Origin of the sequence: Prevotella multiformis, assembly GCF_018127985.1 — a bacterium.
Classification (GTDB): Bacteria; Bacteroidota; Bacteroidia; order Bacteroidales; family Bacteroidaceae; genus Prevotella; species Prevotella multiformis.
The window spans coordinates 71835-86528 of record NZ_CP072358.1; the positions used below are offsets into that span (position 1 = coordinate 71835).

The window sequence follows — 14694 nt, forward strand, 5'->3', positions numbered from 1 at the left end:
TTTGACCAGATATATGATAGGAAGATACAACAGTTTTGATGGCTTACGGGCAATAGGTGCTTTCGGTATCGCCATGATGCATTATATGGCAAATATGAGGAAGGCTGACGTTGCTTTTTTGGAAGAGAGTAGCATTTTGTATAAGGATGTGATACCGTTCTTTACAATGTTCGTTTTCCTTTTCTTTCTTTTGAGCGCGTTCTCTATGTGTTGTGGATACTACCATGACTTTGCTTCGGGTGAAGAAGGGACTTCATTTGATGTCGAACGTTTTTTTAATAAACGTTACAAACGTATCTTTCCTTTCTTTTCCCTGCTTGTCATTATAGATATGTTGATGAATCCTTCTATGGAGGAACTCGTCCAAGGTTTTTCCGATTTGACATTAGCATTCAATTTTCTTCCCAATCCAGATATTCATGTAATCGGTGTAGGCTGGTTTATTGGAGTTATTTTTGTTTTTTATATGTTGTTTCCTTGGTTCGTCTATCTCTTGAAAAATAAATGGAGAGCATGGTTCGCATGGGGAGTGGCATTGCTTATGCACCTTTTGGTCGTCAACTATTATCTGACGGAACAGTTCGTGCTTCCGTCCGAGATTGCTAATAGCCGGCATAATATTGTGTTTAGTTTTCCTTTCTTTATTACTGGCGGCCTGCTGTATGTATACAGGAAGGAACTTGGCAATAAAAGATACAAGTTTGTATACCTGACGTTGGGTAGTATCTGTACAATACTGCAAATTATAATTAAACCGACGATCTTTGGAGAAAATATCATATTTCTGTTATTGACTTTTACATTTTGGATTCTTTATGCAATGACAGGTGGTATCTGTTGGAAAAACCGAAGATTTTTAGACAATAGGATCATGAGGTTTTTCAGTTCTTTGTCTATGGAAATATATCTATGTCACATGATGATGTTTAGAGTACTGGAACGATTGCATCTGGACAAGCTGATTGGCGACTCCATCGTACTTTATTGGGCTTATTTTATATTAGGAATCACGATGACAGTGTTGTTCAGCTATGTTGTTAAGAAAGTGTTGTTTCCATTCGCTGGCAATCGTATTCCTGCTTTGGCTTTCTTGAAATGACTTTATTCAATGAACCGTATTGTTACTTTGTATAAAAGATTTGGAGGGGTTAATCTTTTTAGAGAGTATCTGCAGACTGGATTCCTCTTTAAGGCTCCTTTCCTTCTTCTTTATACCGGCTTTTCCAATAAGGGATTGGAGCTTTTCAGGGAGGCTGCATCCTTTACGACTTACAAGTATCTACGTAGAAAATACAAGAAAATCCTTGTTTCCAATGAACAATCCATGCAGTCAAATCTACAATGTATTAGGAAAGTTTGGATTTTCTGGTGGCAGGGAATGGATAGTGCCCCTTATTTGGTGCAGAAGTGTTATCATTCTGTATGTAACCAGCTTTGTGATTGGGAGATTATAGTTATCAGCCGAGATAACTATAAGGACTTTGTTTCCTTTCCTCAGTTTATCTTGGACAAGTTAGAAGCGGGGAAAATTACGCTTACACATTTCTCCGATCTCCTCCGTGTAGAGCTGCTTATCCGATATGGCGGGTTATGGCTGGATGCCACAGTTTTGTGTACAGATGGAAATATTCCCAAGGTTATTCTTGAGTCAGATCTTTTTGTCTATCAGACCCAGAAACCTGGGGCAAACGGGCATGCTACGGTAATGTCCAGTTGGTGTATTTGGGCAAGGCCACGGAACCGAATTCTTTGCACTACACGTAGTCTGCTTTATGCGTATTGGCAGAAGCATGACAGGCTTCTGGATTATTTTCTTCTTCATCATTTCTTTACGCTTGCATGCGAGTATCATGCAGATGAAGCAGATAGAATACCACCTTATACGAACGAAACTCCTCATCTGCTCCTTTTGCATTTCTTCAATACATACCAAGAAAGGCTGTGGGAAGACTGGAGACGACAGTCATGTTTCCATAAACTCAGCTATAAGCTGCCACAGGCAGATACAATAAGGAAAGGAACATTCTATGATAAGATCATAAATGATGGAAATGGAAATCCATCATAATACGTTTAAATATGAAGAAAGTCATTACATACGGCACATATGATCTGCTGCATCAGGGTCATATCAACTTGTTAAAGCGTGCAAAATCTTTAGGCGATTATCTGATTGTCGGGGTGACAAATGATAATTTCGATAGGGAACGGGGTAAGCTCAATGTTAAAAGTAATGTTCTTGAGCGAGTCGAGGCTGTACGGAAAACAGGTCTGGCAGATAAAATAATCATTGAAGACTATGTCGGACAAAAAATAGACGACATACAGAAATACAACGTAGATATCTTTACTGTTGGTTCTGATTGGAAGGGACATTTCGACTATTTGAAGGAGTTTTGTGATGTTGTTTATTTACCTCGAACAGAAGGTATATCCTCTACAATGTTGCGCAAGGAACAGGAGGACAATATCAAGGTTGGAATTGTTGGCTGTGGTCGGATAGCACGTAAATTTCCCAAGGAGGCTGAATATGTAAGTCAGGTAGATGTAACTTGTGTTTATGATATCGATTACAAAAAGGCAGAGAGGCTGGCTACTGATGATAATCTTAAAAATATTTGCGAATCATTCGAACAACTTGTGGATAGTGTTGATGCAGTTTACATAGCCACGCCTCATCTCTTGCACTATCAACAGGTAAAGTATGCGATAGGACAACATAAACACGTCCTTTGTGAGACCCCCTTGGTGTTGCAGGGAAAGCAAGCAAGAGAACTCTATCAGCTGGCAGAGGCCAATGGGGTCATACTTATGGAAGCTAATAAAACTGCTCATTGTCCTGCCTTTAACCATCTTATAACTATGATAAAGTCAGGTCTGATAGGAGAGGTGGTTGATATAGATGCTTCTGAATCGAAAGTCTGGGGGGATTCTTCTCTTCGTGAACTGGATTTCAGACAGGCTGGTGGTTCTTTCTATGAAATGGGGTCTTATCCTTTACTTCCGATTGTGCGGTTATTGGGGACGAATTACGAAAACTTAAACCTGTATTCCCGGATGAGGAATAGTGTGGATGTTTATACCAAGGGAGTAATGAAATTCAAGAATGCTGTGGCTTCTTTCAAATTAGGTTTAGGTGTAAAGACTGAGGGTAATTTGGTAATATCCGGGACAAAAGGTTACGCTTATGTGCCTGCTCCTTGGTGGAAAACAGATTATTACGAACTACGCTATGAAGATCAGAATCAGAATAAAAAATTCTTTTATAAGTGGGATGGTGATGGTCTGCGTTATGAGATACAGGAATTTATTTCCTGTATAGTCAATCACCGTTTCAGTACGGCAAGACTTAGAAGGAAGGAGAGCATAGCTATGGCTGAAATTATGGAGAGCTTCACAAATAGAATAAACTTTAAGGAAATATGATGAAAAAAATATTGATTGTGGGAGGAGCGAACGGAATAGGTTTGTCTATGGCCAAGATCCTTTCAGAAAGAGCTGAGACAGAAAGGGTATATATAGTTGATAAAAAGACCGTTCCCAGTGGACTTCTTTCTTCCAAAGTGGAATACCATCAATTTGATTTGACGAACGAGGACTACGGTATCTTTGATGGTTTCAATAGTATTGATGGGCTTATTATTACTGCTGGGTTTGGCAGACTCTCGCTTTTCGAAAATATCGATGAGAAGATAATTCCAACATACTTCAAAGTAAATACTATTTCTGCTATTCGTATCATCAGGCACTTTTATCATAAGTTGAATTCGAAGGAAGATTTTTATTGTGGAGTCATGGTGAGCATAGCTGGCTTTATGTCTTCTCCTTTCTTCTCACTTTACGGTGCTACAAAAGCAGCTCTCAAAATCTTTATAGAAAGTGTCAATGTGGAACTTGAAAAGGGAGGAAGTTCGAATCGCATACTAAATATAAGTCCCGGTTCCATCAAGGGAACAAGTTTTAATCAAGGTGAAACGGATTTGGCTGCTATCGCACCACTTGCCAATGAGATTCTCTCACATATAGAAGCCAAAGATGACCTTTTCATTCCGCAATATGATGAAATTTTCCATGAAGTATTAGAACGTTATCATAGCGACTTCCGGAGAGAAGGACTTCATAGCTATGATTATAAGGTGGCATCAAATAGAGTTAAGTAGAATGACAAACATAGAAAAGCTTCACAGGGCAGATATGGCCATTTTAAAAGAAGTCATCAAGATCTGCGATGAGCATGGCCTCAAATACTATGCTCTTGGTGGCACTATGCTTGGTGCCATCAGGCACAAAGGTTTTATCCCATGGGATGATGATATTGATCTCGGTATGCCGAGGGAAGATTATGAGTTTTTTTTAAAGATAGCTCCATCAGCACTTAGCAAGACGTTAAAATTAATCAACTACAAAACGGATAAAGACTATCATTATTATATCACGAGAATACAAGATGTGGAAACGAAGGTGATGGAGAACAGATATGAATCCGAGGGAAAGTATACGCACGTTTCCATTGATATTTTCCCTCTGGATGGTTCGCCTGATAATAGTCTGCTTAGAAAACTCTACTTTCTCAGGCTGATGATTCATAGAGCTATGATGGCATTGCATTACAAGAATGGCATAGACAAGGAACGGAAAAGAGGCATTGTCGAAAAGATTTTCCTACGGGTGATAACTTTACTCCCAACAGACAAGATGTTTAATGCCTATCGGCAAAAAGAAAAGATTGATAAAATCTTGAAAAAATACGATATGTGGACATCTGTTGTTTCTGGTAATATCATGGGAGCATATAGGACGGTGGAGATGATTCCGACAGCTTGGTATGGAAAGGAAACCTTTTATCAATTTGAAGATATAAAGATACGGGGTATAAAAGAGTATGATAAGTATTTGCATCACCTTTATGGAGATTATATGCAACTTCCTCCCGTAAATGCGCGGAAAATACATTTTCGCATAGTGGAAATTCATGGACAAAAGATAGAAGAAAGTTAACTCATTTATTATCAGAACTATGAAAATTGCATTTATTAGTACACGTGGTATCCCCAATAACTATGGAGGTTTTGAACAGTTTGCTGAATATATTTCTGTAGGACTGGCAGAGCGTGGTCATGATATAACGGTCTATTCACCACATTATCATCCTTATCAAAAGAATGAATATAATGGTGTTCATATCAAACATATTTATTCGCCGGAGAAATGGATGGGCGGATCAGTCGGGAGTTTCTTTTATGATTATGCGTGCATCAAAGATGCACTGTACAATGAGGATTTCGATATTATCTATGAAGCTGGATATACAAGCATTATCCCCGCATACATTCGATTTAATGTCAAGAATATCAACCGACCTTTGTTTACGACAAATATGGATGGGCTGGAGTTCAAACGATCGAAATTCAATAAATGGGTGCAGAAGTTCATTCATTGGGAAGAGCGTAAGGCGGTAGAACATAGTCATTATCTCATTTCTGATAATATGGGTATCCATGATTATTATAAAGAAATGTATGGAAAGGAGAGTAAGTTTCTTGCCTATGGTGCCAATATATACGACAACTATGATGTCCGACATTTGGAAAGTCTGAATTTGTTGCCCAATAATTATTATCTACTTGTTGCCAGAATGGAACCAGAGAACAATGTTCTGTTGGCAATAGAAGGGTACAAAAAATCTAAAGAGTATGGTCGGAAACCTTTGATCATTGTGGGTAAGACAACCACGAAGCATGGGAAACAATTAGTAAAAATTTATGGTAATGACAAGAACATCAGATTTGTAGGTGGTATCTATGATTTTGATAAGCTGAACAGCATCCGCCACTTTTCTTTTGCCTATTTTCATGGACATAGTGTTGGAGGTACCAATCCTTCCCTCTTGGAAGCAATGGCATCAGGTTGCTTTATTCTTGCACATGCCAACATCTTCAACAAGACTGTATTGGATCATAATGCTGAATATTATGATTCGACTGACAGTGTGATGCATTTGCTTAATGATATAGATTCGATAGTTCAGAAAAAGAAAGATAAATTTATTGTAGCTAATATTGACGTCATCCGGACAGAATACTCTTGGAAGCATTTGGTAGATCAACACGAAGATTATTTCAGATGGATGCTTGAAGATGCAAAAAATAAATTTTACTTTGTGGGTGCTTCAGATGGAAACAGGTAAAAGCAAGATGACTCTTTACTCAAAATATGTCATGAAAGAACATTTTCAATTCATTTTTTTATTGCTACTGCTGTCTTTTAGCGTCAATGCGATGACACAGAATTGTCCTGTGGATTATGTGAACCCACTGGTGGGAACGGAGTCAAAACCGGAACTGTCGACAGGGAACACTTATCCTACCGTTGCCCTGCCCTGGGGCATGAACTTCTGGACGGCGCAGACCGGGAAGATGGGGGACGGATGGGTCTATACCTATGGCGCCGACAAGATGCGCGGACTGAAGCAGACCCACCAGCCCAGTCCGTGGATAAACGACTACGGACAGTTTTCCATCATGCCGGTGACGGGGCACAAGGTGTTTGACGAGGAGGGACGTGCCAGCTGGTTCTCACACAAAGCCGAGACGGCTACACCTTATTATTATAAGGTATATCTGGCCGACCATGATGCCACGGCAGAGATTGCTCCGACCAGCAGAGCCGCAGCCGTGCGCATTACCTATCCTGATAGGGATACGGCCTATTTCGTAGTGGACGCTTTTGACAAGGGATCATCGGTGACGATTCTGCCAGACCGGCGTACGGTTATCGGCTATACGACGAAGAACAGCGGGGGAGTCCCTGATGGATTTAAGAACTACTTTATCCTTCGTTTCGATCATGCCTTCACCTATACCGGTACGCTGGAAGACGGCATGCTGAAAGACGGCAGTCTCTCTTCAACCTGCGATCATGCCATGGCGGTAGTGGGTTTCCACACCCGACGGGGCGAACAGGTCAACGTACAGATAGCTTCATCCTTTATCAGTGACGAGCAGGCGCTGCGTAATCTTAAGGAAGTTGAGGGCAGGTCGTTTGATGAAGTGAAGGAAGCGGGCAGGACTGAATGGAACAGGGTGCTCGGTCGTATAGAGGTGGAGGACGACAATATCGACCATCTCCGTACTTTTTACAGCTGCCTCTACCGTTCCGTCCTCTTCCCCCGGTCGTTCTACGAGATTGATGCGGAGGGCAGTGTCATCCATTACAGTCCGTACAACGGCAAGGTGCTTCCCGGCTATCTGTTCACCGATACAGGCTTCTGGGACACTTTCCGGTCGCTCTTCCCACTGCTCAACCTTGTCTATCCGTCGGTGAACGAGAAGATGCAGGCCGGACTTGTCAATGCTTACAAGGAGAGCGGCTTCCTGCCTGAATGGGCAAGTCCGGGGCACAGAGACTGCATGGTAGGCAACAATTCCGCTTCGGTAGTTGCCGATGCTTACATCAAGGGGCTGCGTGGCTATGACATAGAGACACTCTGGAAGGCTGTGGTACATGGTGCCAATTCCGTCCACCCCGTCATCCGTTCAACCGGTCGCAAGGGCTTTGAATACTATAACCGGCTGGGATATGTCCCCTACGATGTCGGGATAAACGAGAGCGTAGCCCGTACCCTGGAATATGCTTACGACGACTGGTGTATCTACCAGTTGGGGTTGAAACTTGGAAAGAGTGCCAAAGAACTGCGTCCGTTCAAGGAGCGTGCGATGAATTATCGGAAGGTGTTCGACAAAGAGACAGGCCTGATGCGTGGGCGCAGCAAGGACGGCACTTTCCAGTCACCGTTCAATCCTTTCAAGTGGGGTGATGCTTTCACTGAAGGGAACAGCTGGCATTACACCTGGAGCGTCTTCCACGACCCTGAAGGGCTGGCCCGCCTGATGGGCGGGAACGACAGGTTCAATGTCATGCTGGACAGTGTGTTCAACCTCCCTCCCGTCTTCGACGACAGCTATTACGGCTTCACCATCCACGAGATACGTGAGATGCAGATTATGAACATGGGCAACTATGCGCATGGCAACCAGCCCATCCAGCACATGATTTACCTTTACGACTACAGCGGACAGCCCTGGAAGACTCAGTACTGGGTGCGTGAGGTGATGAACCGCCTCTATACGGCCCAGCCCGACGGATATTGTGGCGACGAGGACAATGGGCAGACTTCTGCCTGGTATGTTTTTTCTGCACTCGGCTTCTATCCTGTCTGTCCGGGTAGTACACGGTATATGATCGGTACGCCTTGTTTCCGTACGGCCAAGGTACATCTGGAAAACGGAAAGACTCTTACTGTCCATGCTGATACGGACCATCCTGCGAACCGTTACATCCGGCGCATCATGATGAACGGGCAGCCCTATCCACATTATTATCTTGAACATGAGCAGTTGAAAGCCGGTGCCATGATAGATTTCACGATGAGCGACAGACCGGTAAAATAAGTTTATCCTGTCTGATTCTTCCACCCAGTCAGCAGCATCTGACCTTTATCTGGTATGCTGATGACTGGGATTTTCGTTGTAAATAGGGATTTCCCTACTTTCAAATAGTGTATTTACATATTTCTCGTCATCATGTTTGTGTAATTTTGCATCAGATAAGATAAGAAACGGTAAATACTCACAAAAGAATACGGATATGAAACGAGTCACTAAGTTTTTCCTGGCACTTGCCGTAGTTGCAAGTCCCATGGTGTTTACGAGCTGCGATGATGACGATCCTTGGAACAACGGATATTATTACGACGATCTGGTAACGAATGCCGTGCGCAATTACAACTATAAGTATCCTAACGGTTCTGACTATTACACGGCTTATAACTGGTTCTATTACCATTATCCTGATGCTAACACAGAGGAGTTCTATCAGTTCATGGACGCGATAGGGAGCGGACGTTCTGCCTACTGGAACTACTACAACCAAGGCGGTTACAACTGGAACAACAACTACAACGGACAGCAGAATTCACAGAACAGCCAGCTGGTAGCAGAGGCTCAGATGCTGACCGGAGAGTGGGAAGGTGACGTGACCTATGAGTACACGGACGACAAGACAAAGCAGCGCAAGCGTGACAGGTTCACAGCAAACATGAAGTTCTTCCAGTACAGCTCTTCTGCCAATTCCTTGAGCGGGAATGGTGTCGAGGTAGACACGGATGCAAAGGGCAACCAGCAGACACTTGCCTTCTCATGGTATGTCAACAATGATGGAAACATCTACATCAAATACAGCAGGTCGGGTACCGTTTTCGTTTTAGACAGCAAGGATAAAAGGGAGGGCTTCCACTTAGGCTATGAGTCGGTAAAAGGGTATGACACCTTCTATGGTACAGCCTACAGTACCAATACAACTGATGTGATGAAGTTCGACTTTGCCCGTCAGCGTCCTGCAAGTGCCAAAGCTGCTCCAGGTGTCCAGACAAGGGCTGCCGGCCAGGCATCCTTCGGATCCGCCAAGCAGAACAACTATGTGCAGAACAGCACCGGTTCAGTAAACCGACTGCACATGAGGTAAGAGAAATCGCTTTTCTATAGCTTCATATATACTTGAATGGGGTCCTGCCAACTGAGAAGTTGGCGGGACTTTTTGGTTCTTTCGATATGGGAAGCAAAGGGGAATAAACTTGGGTTAGACCCCGACATAGGCCTGTTTCTGTTCTTTCCGGATATAGTTGACAAAGGTGTAAGCAGGATGGTCGGCCGTGGCAGGATGTTCCTCTTGCGCCTCTACCGTCCAGGTGCCATCATCGTAAGCCGGGAAGAACACGTCGGCATGGAGAGGGGTTGCGGCGATTTCAGTAAGGTAAAGCCGGTCGGCGAGGGCGAGGGCTTCCTTGTAGAGAGTGGCTCCGCCGATGATGAATACCTGTTCGTCGGCACTGACATGACTTAGGGCCTCGTCGAGTGAAGGATAGACCTCACATCCGGAGAACGTCGTTGCTGTCCGGCTCAGTACAATGTTCCGGCGGTCGGGCAGTGCCCCTTTCGGCAGGGAGTGAAAGGTTCTGCGCCCCATGATAACGGTATGTCCCGTTGTCAGCTTTTTGAATCTTTTCAGGTCTTCACGGATAAAGTAGACCATGTCGTTCTGGTAGCCGATGGCACGATTGGCTGCCACGGCGGCGATGATGTTGATGTTCATGATGGGAATGATAGGTGATGAAGAAAGCCTCCCCAACTCCGAGGGAGGAAGAGCTCCCCAACCACCTCCGAAGGGAGGAAGGCCTCCCCAAGCCCCTCAGAGGGAGGGGATGTGGGAGGGTTGTAGGGTGTGGGAGGTATTTTATACTGACACCTCTGCGGAAATATGAGGCCAGGGGTGGTAGTCGGTCAGTTCAAAGTCTTCGTACTCGAAGCTGAAAATATCCTTGACAGCCGGGTTGATTTTCATCTTCGGCAGGGGATGCGGCTCACGTGTGAGCTGTAATCTTGCCTGCTCAAGATGGTTCAGATAGAGGTGTGTGTCGCCAGTCGTATGGACGAACTCGCCGGCTTCCAGCCCTGTCACCTGCGCCATCATCTGCAGCAGGAGGGCATAAGAGGCGATGTTGAAAGGTACGCCGAGGAAGGTGTCGGCCGAACGCTGGTAGAGCTGGAGGGAGAGCCTTCCGTCGGCCACATAGAACTGGAACAGACAGTGGCAGGGAGGGAGTGCCATCTCGTCGACCTCTGCCGGATTCCAGGCTGTGACCAGCATACGGCGTGAGTTGGGGTTGTTGCGTATCATTTCCACGACATTCTTGATCTGGTCGATGGTTCCCCCTTTGTAGTCGGGCCATGAACGCCACTGGTGACCGTAGACAGGCCCGAGATTACCGTTCTCGTCCGCCCATTCATTCCATATTCTCACACCATGTTCCTGGAGATAATGTACGTTTGTGTCCCCTTTCAGAAACCATAGCAATTCATAGATGATGCTCTTCAGGTGAAGTTTCTTTGTCGTCAACAGCGGGAAACCGTCCCGCAGGTCAAAGCGCATCTGGTTGCCGAAGACGGAGAGCGTCCCGGTTCCGGTGCGGTCACCTTTCTGTATTCCTTCCGTGAGGATGCGGTCGAGGAGGTTGAGGTATTGTTGCATATTTCTTTGTATGATTATGTTCTTTCCGTCAGGACAGCCGGTGCCTCCGGCACATGGCTGCTCTTTATCCGCCATTCCTGCGGATAGAGGTTGTTGGCACGGTTGCCGAGGTTCTTTGCGAAGCCTATCGGATACCCTTTATATGTGAGGAGGACAATTCCATGCGGCGCATCGTCAGGCAGTATGACCGCCTCGTGCCGGAGGTAGGCGACAGCTGTAGGATAGTCGGTCTCAACCTTTGGATAGGCCGATCTGTCGGCAGTGCAGGAGAGTGCCAGTGTGTGGTCGGGGACGAGGGTCTTCCCTTTCAGTATCCCTTCCTTCACCCCGTGCGACAGTACCCGCAGGTGTCTGCCCGCTTCGGCGACGGCTTTTCCATACGGTATTTCCGTGTTGCGCTTTAATGCCTCGTCCACACCCTGTTTGCGGATGACCGCCATGAAAAGTCCTTCGCCACGTGTCCTGCCCGGGATGAAGCGGTAGACCGGGAATGCGTGTCCGTTCTTCAGCGGGTTTCCGACAAGCGATTCCGTGATGTTCCATGCCTCCTTGGTAGGTACGGGAAGCAGTTCTGCACCGTATTCATGGAGTATCCACGCCACATTCTCCTCATCTTCGTGGGCATTGAAGGTGCAGGTAGAGTAGACGAGGATACCTCCCGGCTTCAGGTTGTCCCATATGTCGGCGATGATGCTGCGCTGCAGCTGCCGGCAGTTCTCCACGTTCTGCGTGCTCCACTCTGCGATGGACTGCGGATCTTTGCGGAACATTCCTTCTCCCGAACAGGGGACATCGGCTATGATGACATCGAAGACCAGCTTCGACTTCTTATAGTCACGTGGATAGTTCTGTGTGACGGCAATGTCTCCATGACCGAATTTCTGCACGTTCTCTGCCAGTATCTGTGCCCTTCTGCCGACAGGCTCATTGGAGAAAAGGAAAGACCCTTCGGGCAGGGCTGTGCGTGCGCAGGTCGTCTTTCCACCCGGTGCGGCACACAGGTCGAGTGCCATGACGGGATGTTTCACCCAGTGGCGCAGGACATGGGACAGAAACATGGACGATGCCTCCTGTACGTAATAGACACCGGCATGGAGCAACGGATCGAACGTGAAATTGGGTCTGCTCTCCAGCCAATATCCCTCTTTGCACCACGGAATCGGCTTTGGGTCGAGTGCTGCACGGACCTTACAGCCGCCTTCCGGCAGCTTGAAAGGATTCAGCCGGATGCTCACGGGAGCCGGCCTTCCCATTGCTTCGAGGAAGGTCTGGAAGAGGGTGTCGCCGAAGAGCGTGCGGGTGTAGGCTGCGAAGGCGGGGGGTAGGGGAGTGGGAGCTGCTGTCATGGGCGGTGGGTGGTGAGGGGGCGGTGATAAGCGATGATAGGTGATGATAGGCGGTGGTAAGCAATGATGGAAAATCAGGAATTGAGGTCGATGATGATTTCGTCGTCGGCATCGTCCTTCTTTGCCTTCGGCTTGGGCTGCTGCTTCAGGTTTCCCTTTTCGTCAAACATGCCGTAGGTGGTACGGAGAACCGTGAACTCAGTCCGGCGGTTCAGCTGATTGGCTGTCTCCTGCTTCTCCTTGTCGAGTTTCCTGATGAAGTCTTCGGTCAGGACATCATTCTCTTTCAGCCAGGGATACTTCTCGGTGAGCTTCTTGCGTATCTTCTTCGGGCGTTCCTTCCCATAGCCTACCGGTGTGAGACGGTCGCGGGCAATGCCGTGTGCGGTGAGGTAGGCCACCACTGCATCCGCACGCCTCTGTGAGAGCCGCTTGTTGTACTCGGCAGAACCGATGTAATCGGTATGGGCTGAAAGTTCTATCGTCACATTTGGATTTTCGTCCAGCAGCTTGACGAGTTCGTTCAGCGCCTTTTCAGATTCCGGTCGGAGTGTCGCCTTGTCGAAATCGTAGAAGATGTTGTCGATCAGTACAGGTACATGCAGGCCTGCCAACGGGAACTGGAGGGTATATTCCCTGGATGCTTCAACCGGACTGACCCTTATTTCCTCCTTGTGGTTCAGATGGCCGCTGCAGGTCGCAAGGAGAACGTAATTGACACCGGGCTGTATCTCCTGCTCGAAAGAGCCGTCACCCTTGACGGCCAGTTTCCGGTTTGTTCCGTCGTCGCCCACCATGAACACCTGTGCGGCCGGCAGCTCGTAACCGTCCATCTCATAGACCCATCCCTTGACGGTCTGTATGATTTCAGGCAGTTCGAAGCTGTAGATGTGATCCCATCCGCGGCCGTCTCCCCGATTGGAGGAGAAGAAGCCCCGGTTGTGCAGCCCCTCGAAGGTCATGCCGAAGTCGTCCCCCTGCGAGTTGAGCGGATAGCCCGGATGTTCCAGATGGTAACGGCGGTCACTGCCCACCTTGGCGATGTAGATGTCAAGTCCGCCCAGCCCGCCATGTCCGTTGCTGGAGAAATAAAGGTCGCCGTTCGGCCGGAATGTCGGAAACTCCTCGTCGCCCGGCGTGTTGACGGGCTCTCCAAGGTTTTCCGCCCCTCCTGTCGTTCCGCCTGTGAGGCGTACCCGCCAGATGTCGAGACCGCCTTTCCCGCCGGGCATATCGCTGGTGAAGTAAAGCCAGTTCCCGTCCGGCGACACGGCAGGATGGGCGAAACTCGACAGGGTGTCACGGCTGATTTCCAGCTTCGTAGCCTTTCCCCATGCCGCATCCGAACGGTTGCTGACGGCTATCTGGGCGTAACGCGGGTAGCTGGGATCGGTCAGGCACTGCGTGATGTACATTTCCCTGCCGTCTGCGGAGAGGGCGGGTGTACCCTCGTCTGCCTCTGTGTTCAGGCCGGATTCAATGGCCTTCGGCGGGCTCCATTTGCCTTTTTCGTCCTTTTCACTCAGGAAGATGTCCCCGGTCTTTACTCCCGTGATCCCGCTCAGTCCGTCCCCTTTCGCCTCATTGCGTGTCGACGTGAAATACAGCTGTTCAGATTTGTCGCCGGCCAGCATGGGCGAGTAGTCCTGCCGGCGGGAGTTGAATACGTCCATCCGTTTCACGATGTACTTCGAACCGTGCGCCTTCTCGGCGGCGGCTTTCCCGGCGGCCTGCAGTCCCTGAGCGATGCCCGGGGCATCAGGCAGCGAGTCAAGGGCAATGTGATATTCCTTCAAGGCTTCTGCATAGCTGCCGTTCTTCATCAGGTTCTCTGCCAGTTTCCTGTGTGTCTCGCCGTTATCCTGCTTATACCGGATGGCATTCCGGTAGGCGGCGACGGCCCTTTGCGATGACGAAATGTGGTCGTAGCAGTCCGCCATCTTCAATGACAGTTCGCCGCGCTGGCGCCTGTCCTTGGGAGATGTACGCTGATAAGCCGTCTTGAACTGTACGGCAGCGTCATAATATTCGCCCAAGGCAAGGAACTTCTCACCTTTCTTTATATTGCGGTCTACGCCGCAAGCTGCCAGCATCACCGTGATGCCGATGGCCAGAAGAACGTGCTTCTGCCGCCTGTGGAGTATGTGCCGAAACCTTAGATGTTTCATATTCTGATATAACGCTTCTGCTGCCGATTTATTGCTTCGGCCGTCTTAAACACCATGTAAGGGGACTTCGATTCCGTCGTCCCGTCGACCGGTCG

At 47.4% G+C, this 14694-nt stretch carries 12 protein-coding genes; 8 read left to right on the forward strand and 4 right to left on the reverse strand.

Annotated features, from left to right (window positions below):
* Nucleotides 1-13: 13 nt before the first annotated feature.
* The 8 genes from J4864_RS06730 (at nucleotide 14) to J4864_RS06765 (ending at nucleotide 9522) form a co-directional block, all read left to right on the forward strand.
* Nucleotides 14-1099 carry an acyltransferase family protein gene (locus tag J4864_RS06730; RefSeq protein ID WP_246479495.1) on the forward strand — a complete coding sequence of 362 codons (1086 nt, stop codon included), beginning with the start codon at nucleotides 14-16 and terminating at the stop codon, nucleotides 1097-1099.
* Nucleotides 1100-1108: 9 nt separating this feature from the next.
* Nucleotides 1109-2068, forward strand: coding sequence for a capsular polysaccharide synthesis protein (locus tag J4864_RS06735; protein WP_211815044.1), 960 nt, complete (start codon nucleotides 1109-1111; stop codon nucleotides 2066-2068).
* Between the two features lie 11 nt (nucleotides 2069-2079).
* A complete protein-coding gene (locus J4864_RS06740) occupies nucleotides 2080-3426 on the forward strand; it encodes a Gfo/Idh/MocA family oxidoreductase (RefSeq protein ID WP_036854305.1) in 1347 nt (448 codons plus the stop codon).
* Nucleotides 3423-4160, forward strand: a complete 738-nt coding sequence (locus J4864_RS06745; RefSeq protein ID WP_211815045.1) for an SDR family NAD(P)-dependent oxidoreductase — start codon at nucleotides 3423-3425, stop codon at nucleotides 4158-4160. The genes J4864_RS06740 and J4864_RS06745 overlap by 4 nt, the downstream gene beginning before the upstream one ends.
* 1 nt (nucleotide 4161) lies before the next feature.
* Nucleotides 4162-4998 (forward strand): LicD family protein, encoded by an 837-nt coding sequence (locus J4864_RS06750; protein ID WP_246479496.1) that lies wholly within the window; start codon nucleotides 4162-4164, stop codon nucleotides 4996-4998.
* A 19-nt stretch (nucleotides 4999-5017) separates the two neighbouring features.
* Nucleotides 5018-6187 (forward strand): DUF1972 domain-containing protein, encoded by a 1170-nt coding sequence (locus J4864_RS06755; RefSeq protein WP_211815047.1) that lies wholly within the window; start codon nucleotides 5018-5020, stop codon nucleotides 6185-6187.
* Between the two features lie 31 nt (nucleotides 6188-6218).
* Entirely contained in the window at nucleotides 6219-8450 is a 2232-nt protein-coding gene (locus tag J4864_RS06760) for a GH92 family glycosyl hydrolase (RefSeq protein WP_211815048.1), read from the forward strand.
* Between the two features lie 196 nt (nucleotides 8451-8646).
* Nucleotides 8647-9522 carry a hypothetical protein gene (locus J4864_RS06765; RefSeq protein ID WP_211815049.1) on the forward strand — a complete coding sequence of 292 codons (876 nt, stop codon included), beginning with the start codon at nucleotides 8647-8649 and terminating at the stop codon, nucleotides 9520-9522.
* Between the two features lie 114 nt (nucleotides 9523-9636).
* On the opposite strand, the gene J4864_RS06770 is transcribed toward J4864_RS06765, so the two are convergent.
* The 4 genes from J4864_RS06770 to porE all read right to left on the reverse strand — a co-directional run bounded on the left by J4864_RS06770 (nucleotide 9637) and on the right by porE (nucleotide 14599).
* The gene (locus J4864_RS06770; RefSeq protein WP_211815050.1) at nucleotides 9637-10149 is read right to left on the reverse strand and encodes a dihydrofolate reductase; all 513 of its coding nucleotides are present in this window, start codon (nucleotides 10147-10149) and stop codon (nucleotides 9637-9639) included.
* Nucleotides 10150-10290: 141 nt separating this feature from the next.
* On the reverse strand, nucleotides 10291-11085 hold the full coding sequence (locus tag J4864_RS06775; protein ID WP_007366547.1) for a thymidylate synthase: 795 nt from the start codon (nucleotides 11083-11085) through the stop codon (nucleotides 10291-10293).
* A gap of 14 nt (nucleotides 11086-11099) precedes the next feature.
* Nucleotides 11100-12431 carry a methyltransferase RsmF C-terminal domain-like protein gene (locus J4864_RS06780; RefSeq protein WP_211815051.1) on the reverse strand — a complete coding sequence of 444 codons (1332 nt, stop codon included), beginning with the start codon at nucleotides 12429-12431 and terminating at the stop codon, nucleotides 11100-11102.
* Between the two features lie 74 nt (nucleotides 12432-12505).
* Nucleotides 12506-14599, reverse strand: coding sequence for a PorE family type IX secretion system protein (gene porE / locus J4864_RS06785; protein ID WP_211815052.1), 2094 nt, complete (start codon nucleotides 14597-14599; stop codon nucleotides 12506-12508).
* Nucleotides 14600-14694 lie beyond the last annotated feature (95 nt).